This is a genomic window from Gammaproteobacteria bacterium, from assembly GCA_029884425.1.
GTDB lineage: Bacteria > Pseudomonadota > Gammaproteobacteria > S012-40 > S012-40 > JAOUHV01.
Genome location: JAOUHV010000027.1, coordinates 18,782 through 38,284 on the forward strand (window position 1 = coordinate 18,782; position 19,503 = coordinate 38,284).

17 protein-coding genes and 1 pseudogene are annotated in these 19,503 nt (G+C 54.1%); 14 read left to right on the forward strand and 4 right to left on the reverse strand.

Annotated features, from left to right (window positions below; all coding sequences use genetic code 11):
- Positions 1–19: 19 nt before the first annotated feature.
- The 3 genes and pseudogenes from OEW58_08620 (at position 20) to OEW58_08630 (ending at position 4,561) form a co-directional block, all read left to right on the forward strand.
- Positions 20–1,501 carry a hypothetical protein gene (locus OEW58_08620; protein MDH5301409.1) on the forward strand — a complete coding sequence of 494 codons (1,482 nt, stop codon included), beginning with the start codon at positions 20–22 and terminating at the stop codon, positions 1,499–1,501.
- Positions 1,498–2,292: a sulfite exporter TauE/SafE family protein gene (locus tag OEW58_08625; GenBank protein MDH5301410.1), complete on the forward strand. Its 795-nt coding sequence runs from the start codon at positions 1,498–1,500 to the stop codon at positions 2,290–2,292. Before OEW58_08620 ends, OEW58_08625 begins: the two co-directional genes overlap by 4 nt.
- Positions 2,293–2,360: 68 nt before the next feature.
- Positions 2,361–4,561, forward strand: a pseudogene (locus tag OEW58_08630) (YgiQ family radical SAM protein).
- Here the strand turns inward: OEW58_08630 and nhaD are convergent.
- Together nhaD and nhaA are read right to left on the reverse strand one after the other, a co-directional pair.
- Positions 4,562–6,007 carry a sodium:proton antiporter NhaD gene (gene nhaD / locus OEW58_08635; GenBank protein ID MDH5301411.1) on the reverse strand — a complete coding sequence of 482 codons (1,446 nt, stop codon included), beginning with the start codon at positions 6,005–6,007 and terminating at the stop codon, positions 4,562–4,564.
- Positions 6,008–6,208: 201 nt separating this feature from the next.
- A complete protein-coding gene (gene nhaA, locus OEW58_08640) occupies positions 6,209–7,588 on the reverse strand; it encodes a Na+/H+ antiporter NhaA (GenBank protein ID MDH5301412.1) in 1,380 nt (459 codons plus the stop codon).
- Between the two features lie 207 nt (positions 7,589–7,795).
- On the opposite strand from nhaA, the gene OEW58_08645 reads away from it, so the two are divergent.
- On the forward strand, positions 7,796–9,520 hold the full coding sequence (locus tag OEW58_08645) for an ATP-binding protein (protein ID MDH5301413.1): 1,725 nt from the start codon (positions 7,796–7,798) through the stop codon (positions 9,518–9,520).
- 14 nt (positions 9,521–9,534) lie between these two features.
- Here the strand turns inward: OEW58_08645 and OEW58_08650 are convergent, their stop codons facing one another.
- Together OEW58_08650 and OEW58_08655 are read right to left on the reverse strand one after the other, a co-directional pair.
- Positions 9,535–10,467 carry an NAD-dependent epimerase/dehydratase family protein gene (locus tag OEW58_08650; GenBank protein ID MDH5301414.1) on the reverse strand — a complete coding sequence of 311 codons (933 nt, stop codon included), beginning with the start codon at positions 10,465–10,467 and terminating at the stop codon, positions 9,535–9,537.
- Positions 10,464–11,531, reverse strand: coding sequence for an LLM class flavin-dependent oxidoreductase (locus OEW58_08655; GenBank protein MDH5301415.1), 1,068 nt, complete (start codon positions 11,529–11,531; stop codon positions 10,464–10,466). The genes OEW58_08650 and OEW58_08655 overlap by 4 nt, the downstream gene beginning before the upstream one ends.
- Before the next feature lie 186 nt (positions 11,532–11,717).
- Here OEW58_08655 and OEW58_08660 point away from each other — a divergent pair, with 186 nt between their 5' ends.
- The 10 genes from OEW58_08660 to hisD form a co-directional block, all read left to right on the forward strand.
- Positions 11,718–12,509, forward strand: coding sequence for an ATP-binding cassette domain-containing protein (locus tag OEW58_08660; protein MDH5301416.1), 792 nt, complete (start codon positions 11,718–11,720; stop codon positions 12,507–12,509).
- Positions 12,509–13,291: a lipid asymmetry maintenance ABC transporter permease subunit MlaE gene (gene mlaE / locus OEW58_08665; protein ID MDH5301417.1), complete on the forward strand. Its 783-nt coding sequence runs from the start codon at positions 12,509–12,511 to the stop codon at positions 13,289–13,291. Before OEW58_08660 ends, mlaE begins: the two co-directional genes overlap by 1 nt.
- 1 nt (position 13,292) lies before the next feature.
- Positions 13,293–13,760: an outer membrane lipid asymmetry maintenance protein MlaD gene (mlaD, locus tag OEW58_08670; GenBank protein MDH5301418.1), complete on the forward strand. Its 468-nt coding sequence runs from the start codon at positions 13,293–13,295 to the stop codon at positions 13,758–13,760.
- The gene (locus OEW58_08675) at positions 13,753–15,120 is read left to right on the forward strand and encodes a TolC family protein (GenBank protein MDH5301419.1); all 1,368 of its coding nucleotides are present in this window, start codon (positions 13,753–13,755) and stop codon (positions 15,118–15,120) included. Before mlaD ends, OEW58_08675 begins: the two co-directional genes overlap by 8 nt.
- On the forward strand, positions 15,117–15,722 hold the full coding sequence (locus OEW58_08680; GenBank protein MDH5301420.1) for an ABC transporter substrate-binding protein: 606 nt from the start codon (positions 15,117–15,119) through the stop codon (positions 15,720–15,722). Before OEW58_08675 ends, OEW58_08680 begins: the two co-directional genes overlap by 4 nt.
- Positions 15,719–16,018, forward strand: a complete 300-nt coding sequence (locus OEW58_08685; protein ID MDH5301421.1) for an STAS domain-containing protein — start codon at positions 15,719–15,721, stop codon at positions 16,016–16,018. Before OEW58_08680 ends, OEW58_08685 begins: the two co-directional genes overlap by 4 nt.
- An 85-nt stretch (positions 16,019–16,103) precedes the next feature.
- Positions 16,104–16,346: a BolA family transcriptional regulator gene (locus OEW58_08690; GenBank protein MDH5301422.1), complete on the forward strand. Its 243-nt coding sequence runs from the start codon at positions 16,104–16,106 to the stop codon at positions 16,344–16,346.
- 28 nt (positions 16,347–16,374) lie between these two features.
- On the forward strand, positions 16,375–17,634 hold the full coding sequence (murA, locus tag OEW58_08695; protein ID MDH5301423.1) for a UDP-N-acetylglucosamine 1-carboxyvinyltransferase: 1,260 nt from the start codon (positions 16,375–16,377) through the stop codon (positions 17,632–17,634).
- Between the two features lie 14 nt (positions 17,635–17,648).
- A complete protein-coding gene (gene hisG, locus OEW58_08700) occupies positions 17,649–18,293 on the forward strand; it encodes an ATP phosphoribosyltransferase (GenBank protein ID MDH5301424.1) in 645 nt (214 codons plus the stop codon).
- A 16-nt stretch (positions 18,294–18,309) separates the two neighbouring features.
- The coding region (gene hisD, locus OEW58_08705; protein ID MDH5301425.1) for a histidinol dehydrogenase at positions 18,310–19,503 on the forward strand (1,194 nt) is incomplete at its 3' end.

A 19,503-nucleotide genomic window follows, 5' to 3' on the forward strand; every position in this document is an offset into this window, starting at 1 on the left:
TCCTCGTTTGGAGTGTGTGATGCGGGCGTTTGGTCGGTGGCCATGGGGTGTGTTGGCACTGGTACTGGTGTTGGCCGGGTGCAGTGGCCAGAAAAGTGTGACGAACCTCAACAATACCTTCAATTTTCGTAGCAATGCCTATATGGCGGCGTTCCAGGATGGCAACGAGCCCTGGGAGTTGTCGTTTACGTTAAACGAAAAAAACCTCATTAATCAGCGTAACTATACCCTGAGTAATCCCGACGGCCAGTACGCGGTGATGTACGTTTGCCCCTCGCAGTTTAAAGGTCGAAACCACGAAGTGTATCTTTACATGTTGACCAATGCCGAGATGCGGGTGAGCAGTCACTTTTGCCGCGTTGCTGCGGCAGATCGTCAGCAGTTTAATGTGAGTGGTGCGGTGTTCAAAGCCTGGAACAATTTGCCACCGGGCAGTGACGAGCTGGCGCAGCAAATGGCGGTGGTGGCGTTGTCGCGCGACGTTAACATGCGTGCCTACGAGGGATATGCGGCCGCAGTGTTTGGTTCCACGCACGACATACTCGCCTACCTCGGGCCGTTATTGCCGGACAATAGTGTTCAGCCGCTTTTTTACTATCGCTCACAGCCGACGTTTGGCAGCAAGGTTAATGAGTTCACTATCGATTTCAACGCCAAGGCATCGCAGGTTATACCCAAAATTGTGGTTTCGGCCGTGGGAATGACGCCGGCGACGGTGAGCATCCAGGGTGAAACCGGTAACGAAATCCTGAGTTCGGTATTTGGCTTTGGCAGTGCCGAGGAAACTTTCTTGCCCATTGTGACCAGCAACGCCAAAAGTTTTAACGTCACCGGGGTGCCGCCGGGATTTTTTACCACCAAGGATAATGGCCAACCTGCCAAGGAAGGGCATGAGTTGCACGTGAAGGCGATCGATAAAACCACCAAGAGTGAGCGTGCGGTGGTGGCGTTTTTTGATCAGCCCACTGACCTGACAGTGGACCTTCCTTCACTGCCAACGGGGGCGCTGGGTTTGGCGGCCAGTGATCTTGTCAGAAAAGTGACCGATAATCAGGAAATTAAAATTCGCAAATTTGAGATTGATTTGCCGGCATATAGTGATTCGTCATATGGCACTGCATCACTGTATCAACTGGATTTGCGCGGTCGTTCGTCTTATAGCGGACCTGCGCGCATTCAGTGGCCGGCGGATTCCAACCCGCCGGTGTATGTGATTGTACCGACAGAGCTGGAATGGCACGTCTATGTCAGTCGTGGCTGGTTAAAGGCGCATGGCTCGAACAAGATTCAGTTGCCGGATTTTTCCTCGCTCACTGGCTGGGACTTTGACTGGGATTACATGGGCGGCAGTCAGGGCAAGGTTGCTTTGGATATTTACGCCTCGGAACAGCCTGCCGGAATATTGTTGTCGCATTTGCAGAGTGGTGAGTACATCAACGGTACCAAATTCGGCAAGGTACAGCGCTTTGCCGAGTTGGTATCCGTCCCCTCCACGCCATGATCTGGGGGCTGTTGCTGCTCGCCGGGCTGCTTGCCGGTACCGTGGCGGGGTTGTTGGGTGTGGGGGGCGGCTTGATCACCGTGCCCATCATGGTCTGGCTGTTGCCGCAGCTGGGCGTTCCTGCTGAACAAGTCATGCACGTTGCCGTGGCCACGGCGCTGGCGATTATCATTCCCACGGCTATCGTTTCTGCACGCTCCCATCACCAGCGCGGCGCGGTGGACTGGTCCCTGTTTGCGCGTTTTACCCCTGGGTTGTTGCTGGGCGGCCTGTTGGCGGCTGCCATTGCTTCGCTGTTGCCGCGCTTCTGGATGCAGTTTCTGTTTGGCACCTTTCTGTTGCTGGTGGCGTTAAGCATGCTGCTGGGCGAGCCGCGCTTGGCCGGGCGTGCGCTGATTTCCAGACTGGAGCAGTTCATCGTCGCCACCCTGATCGCCAGCTGGGCGGCGCTGGTGGGTACCGGCGGCGGTACGCTCACGGTGCCGTATCTCTACTGGCGTGGGGTGGCGTTGCGCACGGCGGTGGGTACGTCTGCTGCCTGCGGCTTGCCCATTGCGCTGGCGGGTATGCTGGGGTTTGTCTGGATTGGTCTGGGTGAAACAGCGGACGAGGCGTTTTTTGGCTATGTGCAGTGGCAGGTGGCTGGGCTGATGATGTTGGGCTCAGTGCTGGCGGCGCCCTGGGGGGCCAAGCTGGCGCACCAGTTACCGGTGCCGGTGCTGAAAAAAATCCTCGGTGGGGTGATGTTGCTGGTGGCAGGTCGGCTGCTGTGGGGACTGCAAACGCTGTAAATCCTGAGTGAATATCTGTGTTATTTCTTCTGGTATAATAGCCGGCAGATTTCTTTGAAGGCCGTGCCATGAAACCCGCTCCCTCGATTTTTTCCTACCGTCCTTATTGGGCTAAACGCTTTGGCGCGGCCAAGGAACTGCCGACCAGTCGAGCGGAAATGGAGGCCATGGGCTGGGATAGCTGCGACATCATCCTGGTGACCGGCGACGCCTATGTCGACCACCCCAGCTTTGGCATGGCGGTGATTGGCCGCGTGCTGGAGGCGCAGGGCTTTCGCGTTGGCATTATCGCCCAGCCTGACTGGCAGTCCGAGGCCGACTTCCAGCGCCTGGGCCGTCCCAACCTGTTCTTCGGCGTCACCGCCGGCAACATGGATTCGATGATTAACCGCTACACCGCCGACAAAAAAATCCGTCGTGACGATGCCTATACCCCGGCGGGTGAGGGCGGCAAACGTCCGGATTATTCGGTCACGGTGTACGCCCAGCGCTGCCGTCAGGCTTACAAGGGCGTGCCGGTGGTGATTGGTGGTATCGAAGCCAGCCTGCGTCGCATTGCCCATTATGACTACTGGTCGGATACGGTGAAGCGTTCGGTGTTGCTGGATTCCAAGGCCGACCTGCTGGTGTACGGCAATGGCGAGCGGCAGGTGGTGGAGATTGCCCACCGGCTGGCCAAGGGCGATGACATCAAAACCCTGACCGATATTCGCGGCACAGCCTACGCCATCAATGACATTCCTGACGGCTGGTATGAACTGGATTCGCGCCAGCTGGATACACCCGGCGAAGTGATTGTGCACGGCAATCCCTACGATTACGATGCCTCTGCGCACAGTGACTGCAAAACGGCGCAGGACAAAAGTGGTACCGTCATTCAGTTTGTGCCGCGCAAACAATTGAAACTGGAGCGTGATCACACTGTGATTCGCCTGCCGGATTTTGAAACGGTCAAAGCCAACGATGTCATGTATGCCCACGCTTCACGGGTGATGCATCTGGAGACCAATCCCGGCAATGCGCGGGCGCTGGTGCAGCGTCATGGCAATCGTCAGGTGTGGATTAATCCGCCGCCGATTCCGCTGACGACCAAAGAACTGGACGGCGTGTTCGAACTGCCCTATACCCGTCAGCCCTACAGCGGTTACGGCGGCAAAAACATTCCCGCCTACGAGATGATCCGATTCTCGATTAACATCATGCGTGGCTGTTTTGGTGGCTGTACGTTTTGCTCTATCACCGAGCACGAAGGGCGGATTATTCAAAATCGCTCGGAAAATTCCATCATCAAGGAAATCGAAACCATTCGTGATACGGTGCCCGGATTTACCGGCCACATTTCCGATCTGGGTGGGCCGACCGCCAACATGTATCGCCTCGCCTGCAAGAGCAAGGAAATCGAGGCTGCCTGTCGCAAACCCGCCTGTGTGTATCCCGATATCTGCCAGAATTTGAACACCGATCATTCGGCGCTGATTTCGTTGTATCGTCGCGCGCGCGAACTCAAGGGCATTAAAAAAATCTTCATCGCCTCGGGGTTGCGTTACGACCTGGCAGTGAAGTCGCCGGCCTACGTGAAGGAATTGGTGACGCACCATGTGGGTGGCTATCTGAAAATTGCGCCGGAGCACACCGAGCAGGGGCCGCTGTCGAAAATGATGAAGCCCGGCATCGGTACCTATGATCGTTTCAAGGAAATGTTCGACAAGTTTTCCAAAGAGGCTGGCAAGGAACAGTACCTGATTCCCTACTTTATCGCCGCGCATCCAGGTACCAGCGACGAAGACATGATGAATCTGGCGATCTGGCTGAAGCACAACGGTTTTCGTGCAGACCAGGTGCAAACGTTTTTGCCCTCACCCATGGCCAGTGCGTCGGCGATGTACCACACGGGCATCAACACGCTGAAAAAAGTGGCACAGGACAGCGAACGTGTCGCCACGGTAAAGGGCTTGAAGCAGCGTCGTCTGCACAAGGCATTTTTGCGCTATCACGATCCGGAAAACTGGCCGTTGTTGCGCGAGGCGCTCAAGCAAATGGGCGCGCCGATTTGATTGGTAACGGCAAAAAGCATTTGATTCCCAGCTTCCAGCCGGCGGGTACCGCAGGTCGGCCATCCAAAGAAGAATTGATTGCCCAAGGCAAGACCAAGTCGAAAAAGAAAACGGCCACCCCAGCAGGGCAGCCGTTTAAAACTCAGCACACCGGTTTGCCAAAGACGCCGCACCTGAAGAAAAAGAGCGGCGCCCCCGGCAAGCGGCGCAAGTGATTACATCAAATCCGCGTTCAGCAGGAAGTGAACCCAGATGCTGGCGGCATAACCCAGCGCAACCGCCCAGCTCCATTTGAGGTGGGCGAAGAAGGTGTAAATGCCGCGCGCCTGGCCCATCAGTGCCACGCCAGCGGCTGAACCAATCGACAGCAACGAACCACCCACACCTGCAGTTAGCGTTACCAGTAGCCACTGGCCGTCAGACATGGTTGGATTCATGGTTAATACCGCGAACATTACCGGAATGTTATCAACGACGGCTGATAGCAGACCGATCAGAATATTGGCCCAGGTCGGGCCCAAGTCCACGTAGATGGCTTCGGACAGCATCGCCAGATAGCCGATGGTGCCCAAACCGCCCACGCACAGAATCACACCATAGAAAAACATCAGCGTGTCCCATTCGGCGCGTTTGATACTGACAAAAATATCAAACGGTTTTTGCCGCAGTTTGTAGTGTTTTTCCAGGAGTGCCGAACCGTTATCATCCAGACCCAGCAATTCCGGGCCGGCGGGACGGAAGTTTTGTCGATCAACACGCTTCATCTGGTAGCCATACAGTTTGAGCAAGCCCAGGCCGGTCATCATGCCCAATACGGGCGGTAGATGCAGGTAGTTGTGGCAACTAACCGCCAGGGCAATGGTGGCAAAAAACAGTGCCAGCACGACGAAGCCACCGTATTTGACATCAACTTTTTCACCGATGGCTTGCGGTTTGTCCTTGGTCACGGCAAACGACATGATCAGCGCCGGTACAAACCAGTTCACCAGCGACGGGATGAACAGCGCAAAAAACTCCTCAAAACGCAGTACACCTTTTTGCCATACCATCAGCGTGGTGATGTCGCCAAACGGGCTGAAGGCGCCGCCGGCATTGGCTGCCACCACGATGTTGATACAGGCGACGGTAATAAACACGGCGTTGCCTGCCCCCACCGCAATGGCAACCGCAGCCATCAGTAGAGCGGTGGTTAAATTGTCGGCAACCGGGGAAATAAAAAATGCCAGCAAGCCGGTCAGCCAAAAAATCGTGCGCAGTGAATAACCCGACGAAATCAGCCAGGCGCGCAGGGCGGCGAACATGTTGCGTTCATCCAGGGTGTTGATGAAGGTCATGGCGGCTAACAGGAACAGCAGCAGTTCACCGTATTCCATCAGATTGTGGCGCAATGCCTCACCGGCGGTATGGGTGTCACCGGCATTGGCATAGGCGATGCCGATCAAAATCCAGATAATACCGGCGGCAATAATGACCGGTTTGGATTTGCGCAAATGTAAAAACTCTTCGCCAATGACCAGCGCATACGCCAGTGAAAAGACGATCAGCGCAATGATACCGTACGTGGTTGCGGTGAGATCGAGTGTTTCACCGCCGCCAGAGGCGAGTGCATTGATTGGTGTCAGCGCGGCCAATGTTGCCAGAAACAGGCTGAGTGGTTTCATATGTGGAGATTTCCTGCGTTGTAGAAATGTTCTGCTATCCACGGTAATTGCGGATGAAGAATCTAATTGTTTGAGGCTTTTTGGGCTTGGGTTTACTGAAAAAATTGTCGTGAATTCTGCCATGTTTGGCATGACGAATCCAGAAAGGCGCGGAAAGCTGAAGTTCCGCAGGGTTGGCTGCGGAACTTCGATGGAGTTGGATCAGGCTTTGGCCGGGCGAGGGCTGCCCACTTTGTACAGCCACAGATAGCCAGCCACGCCGGCCACAATGGAGCCAATCAGGATGCCGGTTTTGGCCATCAACAGATGTTCTGGCGAATTCGAGAACGCCAGTTCGGCGATGAAAATCGACATGGTAAAACCGACGCCGCCGAGCAGGCCCACGCCAATGACGTGCTTGAAATTGGCACCTTCTGGCAGCACGCCGATACCGAGTTTTATCGCCAGCCAGGTGGCGCCGGCAATGCCAAGCAATTTGCCCAGCACCAGACCCGCCATGACTCCCAGTGATACGGGGGATGTCAGGGCTTCGCCCATGCTGTCAACGCTGATGGGAATGCCGGCGTTGGCCAGTGCAAAAATGGGGATAATCAGAAACGCCACCGGCATGTGCAGTGAGCGTTCCATTCGTTGCAGAGGCGAGGTGACCAGCGTAATGCCGTTGCTGAGCGAGCGCAGCACCGCGTTCTGGTTTTCGTTATTCATAATGTTTTGATTGGGAATCGTATGGGCATCAAAACGCAGAATCGATTGCTGGGCCAGGCGGCTGAATTCGGTCGGCGAAAACTTGGGGAGCGCGGGAATGGTCAGCGCGGTGAGTACCCCGGCAATAGTTGCATGCACGCCGGATTTGAGCATGAAAAACCACATTAAAATGCCAAAAATCACATAGGGAAGATAGCTGCGAACACCTCCCTGATTGAGCAAAACCAGCAGGCCGAAGATGGCGAACGCCATCATCAAATAGGTCAGGTCAAGGTTTTCGGTATAGAACATGGCGATAACGATAACTGCGCCAAGGTCATCGACAATGGCGAGCGCAATCAAGAATGTCAGCATGGATTTGGGAACGCGACTTCCCAGCAAGGTCATGATGCCTACCGCAAAGGCGATGTCGGTGGCCATGGGAATGCCCCAGCCATCCACGGTATTGCCACCGGCGCTCAGGCTAAGATAAATCAACGCAGGAACCACCATGCCGCCAATGGCTGCAAAAATGGGTAGCGCGGCAGCGCGAGCATCAGAGAGCTCGCCGACCATGACTTCACGTTTGATTTCCAGTCCCACCAGGAAGAAGAAAATCGCCATCAAACCATCGTTGATCCAGTGGTGTAATGACTTTTCCAGTTGCCAGCTGCCAAATCCAATGCCCACGGGGGCGTGCAAAATGTTTTGGTACAGCGGGGCCAGGGCGGTGTTGGCAACAACCAATGCCAAAACGGTGCAGGCCATAAGCAGAAGGCCACTCACACTTTCGTGATGAATGAACTCTTCGATAGGCGTCATTACTTTGTGAAAGACTTTTTCTAAGGCGCTGTTTTCCGGGGTGGGCAGCGAAAAATCCTTATTATCTGTAGACATTACGGGCTCCGAACATCATTTTTGGGAGAGTTGGCAGTGTAGCATGTGACTGCAACAAGGGTAACCAAGCATGAGAGTGTGCGGCCAATCACACAACGAGTGGAAATTGTTAAATAAATATACGTTTAGAGACGCTCTTAATGGGATGTAAGCGGGGAGCAGTAGCGGAACGGATGAAGTAGCAACTCAATCTGTGGGGTTTTTAGCATGAAAAAAGGACTGCTGGGATCCTTTTGGCTGGAAGCTGTCGTTCTGATATTTGCCGCTTTGGTGTTGCTGCTAATCAACGAAGCCTATGGCAATTTTGCCACGATTGTGCAGCTCAATAGCGAGCTGAGCGAATATCAGCATCGTCTGCGTGCGGACGTGATGAGTGTTCACATTTTGGTTCACGAAAAACCCGAATCGGAAGATCTGCGTCAGGATTGGGAAACCCAACTGACGGGCCTGTTTGGTCGTATGAATACCAATCATCATCAAATGGAGGAAATATTGCACTCCGTGGGATTGTCATTTGATGATGAGTTGCATGAGTCAATGGATGAAAATCTGGAAAATTTGTACGAATACGGCAGGCTCATGATCAGTGTCGAGGGCAATAAATTTCTCCAGACAGAGCATGAATTTGACGGTGCGTACGAATCGACAATGGCGCTCATGGCGGCACACCAGCAGGAGGTTAAGCAGGCCATCAGTATTGCAAGAGCTGAGTATCGTGAGCAATTCGAGCAATTGATGATTACGGTGCTGCTGCTGTTTGTGGTCATGCTTGGCTTGTTGGGATGGTATCAGTATCGCACCGCGCGCCTGCACAATCGGCTGCAGGAACAGATTCGCGCCAGTTGGGCAATTACCGACAACTTGGTTGATGGGGTAATTACGCTGGATGCTAGAGGCATAATCCGAGCTGCCAATTCGGCAGTAACACATGTTTTGGGTTATACGGTGGATGAGTTGATTGGTAAGTCAATAGAGACTTTGATGCCGCCTGAGCATGTGGGAAAGCATGATGCCTACGTTGAAAAATTCTTAACGACCGGTGTTAGAAAAGTGATTGGTGTTGGGCGTCAAACAAGAGCCAGACACAAAGATGGTCGTTTGGTGTCAATCTATCTGGGTGTCAGTGAATATTGGCTCGATGGCAAGCACTGGTTTGTTGGTGTGTTGCGGGATGTTACTCGCGAGCTTGAACATGAGCGCGATTTACTGCAGGCCAAAGAGCGAGCAGAAGCGGGAAATCGCGCAAAAAGTGAATTTCTAACGGCAATTACCCATGAGGTGCGCACGCCGTTGAATGGTATTATTGGGCCGCTGAGTTTGCTGAAGAGCGATTGTCTGGAGGGGCAAAAAGAGTTTGTGGATCTTGCATATCAGTCGGCCAATGATTTGTTAAAACTGCTGGACTCGGTATTGGCGTTCAATCGTATGGATTCGGAGCATGTGGTGTTGCAGTCCATGGATATCGATTTGGCGCAATTTTCCAAGGATATCTTGAGAGAGTTTCAAATTACGGCAGATAAAAAACAGTTGGCCCTGCATTTGGAATTGCAATCATCGTTGCCATCGGCGGTGAGACTGGATGTGTTGCGTGTGCGTGAAGTGGTAGATCATCTGCTGGAGAATGCAGTGAAATTTACCGAAAAAGGCAGCGTCACTTTAAGTGTAAGTTACAAAAACAGCCCGTTGTCATCAAGTGTAGTATTTGCAGTTTGTGATACAGGTGAAGGGATTGCGCAAGAAAACCACGAGCTTATTTTTCAGGCATTCAAGCAGGTTGATGGCAGTATTACTCGTCGTCATGGTGGCTTGGGCTTGGGACTGGCGATATGTCGCCGATTGACGCATTTGATGAACGGTTCACTGACCGTGCAGTCCGAGCCTGGCAAGGGGAGTTGTTTCTATTTTGAATTGCCGGTCGAGCTTGTTGGCTGAGTGTCGATTGTTTTTTATCTAAACGAATCCAGGCATTGGTAGCTGTTTTTTTGCGGTTGCCATCCCAGTTGTTCGCGGGCACGGCGGCTGTCGATGGCCAGAGCGTGCTGCAATCCCTCAACCCAGCCAGGTTCGCCAGCGCTGCCGGTAAATTTCCATAACAATCGATGCAGGCGTATCAATGGCGCGAGTGACAGCGCGAAGTTGTATCGATGCCGGTATTGAATCATGGATTTGAACGAGAGTGGTGGATCGGCGGCGAGATTAAATGCACCGTGAGCACTGTTTTTTAATGCCAGACAAATTGCCTGGCAGACATCTTCTTCCCATACGCATTGAGTGAGCGGCTGTGGATCTGGCAGGCGCGGGTAGCAGGGCTGACGTAATAAATTGCGCAGCAGCGGTTGAGCATGTGAGCCCAAAATAACATGCGGTCGCAGGCGTACAATGCGTGGCGCGTGAGGCACTGATTCCAATTCATCAAGAATTTTTTCCACGGCGACTTTGTCTTCGGCGTAGGCAAAGCCAGTCATGGCGCGTAGCGGCTGGCGTTCGTCCATGATGGCTGGATTGTCAGCCCAGGCACCGTACACCACCGCACTGGAGAGATGAATCAGCGCGGGAATGCGATGGGCAATGCAGCGCTCAAACACATGGCGGCTGGCGCTGACGTTCAGCTCACGAATCAATTCGCGATGATGGCGACGATGTTTGAGCCAGCCAGGGATGACGACAAATGCCATGTGAATCACCGCTTGCTGGTTCGGCATTAATTCATCCAGTTTTTCCGAACGGATATCAAATTGATGATGTTGATATTTTGGATGATTCAGCGTGGTTGGCTGTAAATCAACGCCGGTGATTGCGCTGATTTCGGGATCGGCACATAGGCTGGGCAGTAATGCTCTGGCGAGATGGGATGACGCGCCAGTGATTAAAATTTTCATGACTGGGGCGAAAAGGCTGGCATCACTTGTGATGCCAGGACGAGCATGGATTCCTGTACCTGTTCGCTGGGAAGCGCGCCCGCGCCGATGGCGCATAACACATGCGTGACGCCGTGTTGTTGCAGTTGCCGAAGTTTGGCAATGCAGTGGTCAGGATCACCGACGATGGCCATGCCCAGGGTTTCCAGTACGCGCAGGTGAATTACCTTGGTGAACAGGGTGTGCAGCGTTTCCATGCTTTTGTAGTATTCGTAACTGCGGTACATTTTTTCCAGAATAGGCCGGGTTTGATTGAGCAAATGGCTGTAAAACCATTCCAGTGCCGGTTTGGCAAGCTGACGTGCGCGCTTGCCGTCTTCCAGACAAAATATGCCGACAGTCATGCCGACGTGGGCAGGTTTGTCGGGGTGTAATTGTTGCCAGCATTCGCGGTAGCGACGAATGTCTTCTTTGACCATGAACCACGGTTTGAACGGGCCGACCAGTACCGCCGCTTGCTGCTGGGCGGCGAGTTCAAAACTTTCCGGGCTGACTGCCGCTGCCCAGAGGGGGGGATGGGGTTGCTGCACGCATTTGGGTAATACGTCCAATTGTTCAAACTGGAAATGCTCACCGCGAAAATTAACCGCCTGGCCGCTGAACGAGGCACGGATAATGTCGAGAGATTCCTGGGTCAAATGGCGACTGTTGGCCATGTCTGCACCAAAGACCTGATATTCTTGTGGAGAAAATCCCCGGCCATAGCCGAATTCCACCCGGCCACCAGAGAGCACATCCAGGGTCGCCAATTGCTCTGCGACGTGAATCGGGTGGTGATAGGGGAGTGGCACAATCCCGTGGCCCAGCCGCAATCGTTGAGTTCGCTGGCTGGCGGCGGCAAGAAATAATGAGGGGGAGGAGCTGTGCGAATAGGCGCGCATGAAATGATGCTCAACCAGCCACGCTGCGCGAAACCCGAGTTGATCGGCCAGTTGCCATTCATTCAGCGTGTCGGCAAAGACCTGAGATTCGGTTTTGTGACTGTGTGGCGGAACGGAAAGCTCGTAAAACAGATCAAAATGCATGAAATTGGCCGTCCGTTTGTGATTACGGCTATGTTTTTGCAAATAAATTTATAGTGTAATCTTGACGGTTTTGGGTTACACAGTAAATAGCTAATTATTTTTGCAAGCCTAGTCCATTCAACCAGCCCTGTTGGGCGATTAACGACACAGAATGTGCACGCAGTGAACGGATTAACACAAGATATTTTGGTGAGCATACGCTCAGTCCACTTCAGTCGCGGAGAGCGGAAGATTCTCAATGGCATGGATCTGGATATTCCCCGAGGCAAAATAACCGCGATCATGGGTCCCAGTGGCACCGGCAAAACGACGGCGCTGAACCTGATCGGCGGACAGATTTACCCTTCTGCGGGCGATGTGCTGGTGGATGGTTTGTCTGTTCCTCGGTTGCGTCGGCGGGAATTATTCGCATTGCGCAAGCGGATGGGGATGTTGTTTCAGAGTGGCGCATTGTTTTCTGACCTGAACGTGTACGACAATGTTGCGTTTCCTTTGCGTGAGCATACGGACCTGCCTGAGCCCATGATTCGCGATCTGGTGCTGATGAAACTGGAAGCGGTGGGATTGCGTGGCGCACGCGAACTGCGGCCCAATCAGTTGTCGGGCGGCATGTCTCGACGGGTGGCGCTGGCGCGGGCCATTGCGCTGGATCCGATGATGATGATGTATGATGAGCCCTTCACCGGCCAGGACCCCATCACGGTGGGGGTGTTGATGAAATTGATCCGGCAATTAAACGACAGCTTGGGGATGACCAGCATTATTGTTTCTCACGACGTGCAGGAAGTCTGCGCGATTTCCGATTACATTTACCTGATTGCTGATGGCCAGGTGATGGCGAGCGGAACGCCCGATGAGTTGGGGCGCGACGCATCAGAATGGGTTCAGCAGTTCATGCAGGGGAAGCCGGATGGTCCTGCCGCATTTCATTTTCCTGCGGAAGATATTGCCCTGGATCTGTTGGGCGAGGCGCGCTGATGATGGGTGTGTTTCAGCGGTTGGGGCAGTGGGCGCTGGGCATGTTTCAGCGCTTGGGTCGTGGACATCTGTTTTTGTTGCGGGTTTTGTCGCAAGTCCCCATGGCTGTGCTGGATTTCCGTTTATTGGTTCAGCAACTGTATTTTGTTGGCGTACTGTCGCTGATGATCATCGCTGTGTCTGCGCTGGCAGTGGGCATGGTGTTGGGGTTGCAGGGTTATAACACCCTGGTCGACTTTGGTGCCGAAGCGTCCTTGGGGCCGATGGTGGCCTTGTCGCTGGTGCGTGAACTGGGGCCGGTGTTGACCGCGCTGCTGGTGGCGGGTCGAGCGGGTTCGGCATTGACGGCAGAAATTGGTTTGATGCGCGTTACTGAGCAATTGCCATCGATGGAAATGATGGCGGTTGATCCGTTTCGCCGGGTAATTGCGCCACGGTTTGTTGCTGGCGTGTTGTCCATGCCCTTGCTCGCGGCGGTGTTTAGTGCGGTGGGTATTCTGGGTGGTTATTTTGTCGGCGTTGGTTTGCTGGGTGTGGACACTGGTGCATTTTGGTCGCAAATGCAGGCCAAAGTAGGCTTTGAAGAAGATATTATCAACGGCGTAGTCAAAAGCATTGTGTTTGGCGTGGCGGTGACCTGGATTGCGGTGTTTGAAGGTTATGATGCAGCGCCCACGACCGAAGGTGTCAGTCGTGCGACAACGAGAACAGTGGTGCATAGTGCATTCGCAGTCTTGGGGTTGGATTTTATTCTGACCGCGCTGATGTTTGGAGGGAATTGAGTTGAACCACAAAAGCACAACAGAAATTGCAGTCGGTATTTTTGTGGCCATTGGCTTGGCGGCATTGTTCATGTTGGCCATGAAGGTTAGCAACCTGAGCAATGCGACCAGTGATAATACCTATGCGCTTACCGCTAAATTTGAAAATATCGGTGGGCTGAAAGTGCGTTCTCCGGTCATGATGGCCGGGGTGCGTATCGGCCAGGTGACCGACGTGCGTGTCGATGCCGAAACTTTTGAAGCGGTGGTGACCATGGAGATTGAGCAGCGGTTTACCTCGCTTCCCAAGGATACCAGCGCGAGCATTTTGACTTCCGGTTTGCTTGGTGAGCAGTATTTGGGCTTGGAGGCCGGTGGCGATAGCGAGGCGCTAAAGCACGGTGACGAAATTCGCATTACCCAATCGGCGTTCGTGTTGGAGCAGGTGATTGGTCAGTTTCTGTTCAAAAAGGCTGCCGGGGATGAATAAACGTTGGCTGCTGCCAGCGCTGTTGCTGTTGTCTGGCGGTGTGGCGGCGGACCAGGGTGTTTACACTTTGGAGCAGTTGACGCAAATGGCCTTGCAAACGGATCCTCGCATCAGCGAGCGGGAGCAATTGGTGGCTTCCGCTCGTGCATTGCAGCGCGAAGCTAAAGAGTCTGGCGGCGTGAAGGTGGATACCAATAGCTTTTTGGCCATTGCGCCGGCAGTGAACGGCGGTCTTTTTGAAGAGGTGGCCTGTGACCCCTCCGTCGTTGAGTGCAAGGTTCGTGACGATCGCTTTGATCTGGTTCAGGGCTTGTCGCTGTGGACCTATCTGGAATTTAGCGTCATCAAACCTCTGAGCACGTTTGGCAAGGTGGAAAATTTTGCCGAGGCTGCTCGCCACAATGTGACAGTCAAAGAAAACGATGTGCGCATCCAGCGCGGTGCCACCATGCTTGATGTCCGGCGTGCCTATTACGGTCATTTGGCCTCGCGCAGCACGGTGCTGTTTTTGACCGATGTGAAACGACGCGTCGGCAATGCCGAAACGCTGGTACAGGACTGGCTGGATCAGGGAGAGGGCAATGTTCGGCAATCAAGTCTATACGCCATCCAATCTGCCAACAAATTAGTCTCTGCCTACCTTGCCCAGGCCGATGGAATACAAAAAATCAGTCTGGACGGTTTGAAGGTGCTCAGTGGCATTGGCTTGCAGGGGGAGCTGAGTTTGGCCGAAGCCTCACTCGCCCCGGTGCCTTTGCCTACGTACGATTTGGTGGGCTTGCAGGATCTCGCGTTGCAACGACGCCCGGAAATGCGCCAGGTCGAGGCCGGCTTAAAGGCCAGACGTGCTTTGGTGGAAGCCAATAAGGCGATGGTGCGGCCAAACTTATATGCCGGTGTGGCGGGGGTGTATTCCGCAGCGCCGGGTCGGGATAGGCTGGATAATCCATACATCTATGACCCATTCAATGATTATGGTGTGACGCCGCTGCTGGGCTTGCAGTGGAGCTGGGAGCCTGGCGTACAGAGCGCGCGCGTTGATCAAGCTAGGGCGGAATTGAGTGCATTGATTGAAAAGCAAAGTCTGGCGCGCAACGGTATTCCCTTTCAGGTAGCTGAGAAATATCATGAAATGCACGCCTATCACGATTCGTTGTTGGCGCTGGAGGAAGGGGCCAAGTCTGCGCGGCGCTGGATGGTGGCGGCATACACAGATTTTGAAGCTGGGCTGGAAACGACCGATAAACTGGTTGCTGCGTTTCAGGCCTACGTGCTTGCGTACACGGAGTATTTGAAAACCGTGTATGAATACAACATGCGGGTGGCGCAGCTGGATCAGGTCACAGGAGCATATGAATGAGAAAATTGGTTTTCGCGTGGTTAGTGCTGGGCTTGTTTGTATCGCAGTCCCTGGCTGCGGCGCAGCCGCCGCAGCAATTGGTAGAGCAAACTGCGCAAAAAGTGCTGGGCAAACTAAAAACAGATCGCGAATTGATCAAAAAAGACCCAGGCTACATTCATGGTCTGGTTGATGAATATGTGCTGCCGCATTTTGATTTTGAGGGTATGGGGCAGTGGGTGTTGGGCAAATACTGGCGCACGGCTAGCGAGTCGCAACGCAGTCAGTTTGTGGCGGAATTCCGTACCTTGCTGGTGCGCACCTACGCTACGTCGCTGACGGAATTTACCGATCAAAAAATCACCTACTTGCCGATGCGAGGCAAGGAGGCTGATGGTGATGTGACGGTGCGCTCCGAAGTGGAGCAGCCTGGTAGTTTTCCGGTGCCGATCAATTATCGTCTGCACAAAAAGGGTGATGCCTGGAAAGTGTACGATGTCACCATTGATGACGTCAGTTTGATTGCCAATTACCGGACAAGTTTTTCCAGAGAAATCAAAGATTCCGGCATGGATAAGCTGATCCAGTCTCTGGCCGAGCGCAACAAAAAGGCCGGCTCGTGAGCATTGAGCTGACCGAGCTTTCTGCCAACCGCTACCGGGTGTCAGGAGTGCTGACTCTGACGAGTGTGGCCCAGGCTTGGCGGCAGCGACTGTTGCCGGACGCGGCGCCTGGGGTTGAGTTGGTGCTGGATCTGTCCAACGTTTCCCATGTGGATAGCGGGGGGTTGGCGTTGTTGATCGCCTGGACACGGCAGGCGCGTGGGGCAGGTTATTCTCTGGTGTTTAGTGGGGTTTCGGCGCGAATGGCGTCCCTTGCCCAGGTCACTGGCGTAGATCGGGTGTTGACCATCCAATAAATCCAGCTTTCATTACCTGAATGGCCCGCAGTAATGTTATTATTGCGGGCTATTTCTATTTATAGATGTCACGAAATTAAGACTCATGCAGCCAAATGAAATAAAAACACTGATCGAAGCCGGGTTGCCTGGGGCGACGGTGATACTCGGTGGCGAGGGTTGTAACTCGCAAGTGACCGTGATTAGCGAAGATTTTGCGGGCAAGTCATTGTTGCAGCAGCAACGGATGGTCTATGCCGCGCTTGGCGACAGATTCCGTACTGGAGAAATCCATGCGCTGTCGGTCAAGTCCTATACCCCGGCCCAATGGGCTTCACGGGGATCCTGAAAACATGTCTGAGAAGTATTAATCCATCATGGATAAATTGATGATTACCGGTGGCACGCGCTTGGAAGGGGAAATCCCTGTTTCCGGCGCCAAGAATGCCGCCCTGCCCATTTTGTTTGCAACCCTGCTGGCGGAAACGCCCAGCGTGATTTCCAACGTGCCGCATTTGCACGATGTGACCACGACCATGGAGTTGCTGGGACGATTGGGTGCCCAATTGGTAGTGGACGAAAAATTGACCGTGGAAGTGGATGCCAGCCATATCCACAGCCAGCATGCACCGTACGATTTGGTGAAGACCATGCGTGCTTCCATTCTGGTGCTGGGGCCGCTGTTGGCGCGCTTTGGCGAGGCGGAAGTCTCCCTGCCAGGCGGCTGTGCGATTGGTTCGCGCCCGGTGGATTTGCACATCAAGGGTATGCGCCAGCTCGGCGCTGAGATCAAGGTAGAAAACGGCTACATCAGAGCCAAGTGCAAGCGCCTCAAGGGGGCTCGTCTGTACATGGACATGGTGACCGTGACCGGTACCGAAAACCTGATGATGGCGGCCACCCTGGCCGAAGGCGTCACCGTCATTGAGAATGCCGCGCGCGAGCCGGAAATCGTCGACTTGGCCATCTGCCTGAATGCCATGGGTGCCAAGATCAGCGGTGCGGGAACCGATTCCATTACCATCGAAGGTGTGGAGCGCTTGCACGGCTGTCATCACCGCATTCTGCCTGACCGCATTGAAACCGGAACCTACCTGGTGGGTGCGGCAATCACTGGTGGTCGGGTGCGGATGCGCGATGCCGATCCTTCGCAGTTGGATGCGGTGATTGCCAAACTGCGCGAGGCCGGTGCCGAAATCAGCACTGGCCCAGACTGGATTGAGCTGGACATGAAGGGCCGTCGTCCGCTCGCAGTCGATATTCACACCATGCCGCATCCGGCTTTCCCCACCGACATGCAGGCGCAGTTTGTTGCGCTGAATGCTGTGGCCGATGGTGTCAGTACGGTGATCGAAACCATATTCGAGAATCGCTTCATGCACATCCAGGAGCTGCAGCGCATGGGTGCACGCATGCGGGTTGAAGGCAACACAGCCATCATCACCGGCGTGGAAAAGTTGACTGCAGCACCAGTGATGGCAACTGACCTGCGTGCGTCGGCGAGTCTGGTGCTGGCGGCCCTGGTTGCCGAAGGCGACACCCTGGTGGATCGCATTTATCACATTGATCGTGGCTACGAGCGTATCGAGGAAAAGTTGTCCATGCTTGGCGCCAAGATTCGTCGCGTGCCTTCCTGAGCGGAATTATTGTCATGACTCAACTGACCATCGCATTGTCCAAAGGCCGAATTTTTAACGAAACCCTGCCGCTGCTGGCGCACGCCGGCATTGTGCCGGTTGATGATCCGAAGACCAGCCGCAAGCTGATCCTGGATACCAATCTGCCGCACGTCAAACTGGTGATTGTGCGCGCCTCGGATGTGCCCACCTACGTGGAATACGGCGCTGCCGATCTGGGTGTGGCCGGCAAGGACGTGTTGATGGAGCACGGTGGCGACAACGTTTACGAGCCATTGGACTTGCGCATTGCACGCTGCAAATTAATGGTGGCCGAGCGGGTGGGCGAGCCTCTGCAAGGCGACAAACGCCGTATTCGCATCGCGACAAAATATGTTAATTCTGCCAAGCGCTATTTCGCCGCCAAGGGGCAGCAGGTAGAAATCATCAAACTGTACGGCTCCATGGAGCTGGCACCGCTGGTCGGTTTGGCTGACGGTATTGTCGACGTGGTTGATACCGGCAACACCCTGCGCGCCAATGGTTTGGAGCCGACCGAACACATGGCCGACATCAGTTCACGACTGATCGTCAACAAGGCCTCAATGAAAATGAAATCACAAGCCATCAAGGAGTTCATCAAACTGGTGAGCGAGGCGGTTGATAGGCAAAACGCGTAGCCAAGTGAGTACGACCATGATCAAGATGAGACGCTTAAATTCGCAATCAAAAACTTTCTGGAATGATCTGGAAAGATTGATTGCCTGGGATGGTGTGTCCGATGCCAAGGTTAATGACATCGTTACCGACATTATCAAAAATGTACGCGAGCGCGGCGACGCTGCCGTGCTGGAATACACCAATCGCTTTGATCGCATGGGTGTCAGCAGTCTGGCTGATCTGACCATCCCTAAGGAAGATCTGCAAAAAGCACTGAACAATCTTGATCCAGAATTGCGTGAGGCGCTGCATCAGTCCGCCGAGCGTGTGCGCTCCTATCACGAAAAACAAAAAATCGATTCTTGGCATTACACCGAAGCCGATGGCACGCTGCTGGGTCAGCAGGTGACGCCGGTGGATCGCGCCGGTCTGTACGTGCCTGGTGGCAAGGCCGCCTATCCGTCCTCGGTATTGATGAATGCCATTCCTGCCAAGGTGGCTGGTGTGCCTGAGCTGATCATGGTTGTGCCTACGCCGGATGGTGAGCGCAACGAATTGGTATTGGCGGCTGCGGCGGTTGCTGGCGTGGACAAAGTATTCGCCGTCGGTGGCGCGCAAGCGGTTGCAGCGCTGGCCTATGGCACGGAATCGATTCCTGCGGTCGACAAGATCGTAGGTCCCGGCAACATTTTCGTTGCTACCGCCAAGCGCATGATTTTTGGTGCAGCCGGTATCGACATGATTGCCGGTCCGTCGGAGATTCTGATTATCTGTGATGGCAAGACCGATCCGGAATGGATTGCGATGGACTTGTTCTCCCAGGCCGAGCATGACGAAGATGCGCAATCGATTTTGATTGCCGATGACGCGGATTTCCTCGACATGGTCGAGCAAAAAATTAACGAACTGCTGCCTACCATGGAGCGCAAAGACATCATCAGCAAATCGCTGAAAGATCGCGGTGCGTTCATTTTGGTGGGCGATTTGGATGAAGGTGCCGAGGTTGGCAATTTCATCGCACCTGAGCATCTTGAATTGTCCATCGAAGACCCGCTGTCTTACGTGGGCAAGATTCGTAATGCCGGTGCGATTTTCATGGGTCGCTATACCGCCGAAGCGCTGGGCGACTACTGCGCCGGACCAAACCACGTTCTGCCGACCTCGCGCACTGCGCGTTTCAGCTCGCCGCTGGGCGTGTACGATTTCCAGAAACGGTCCAGCTTGATCATG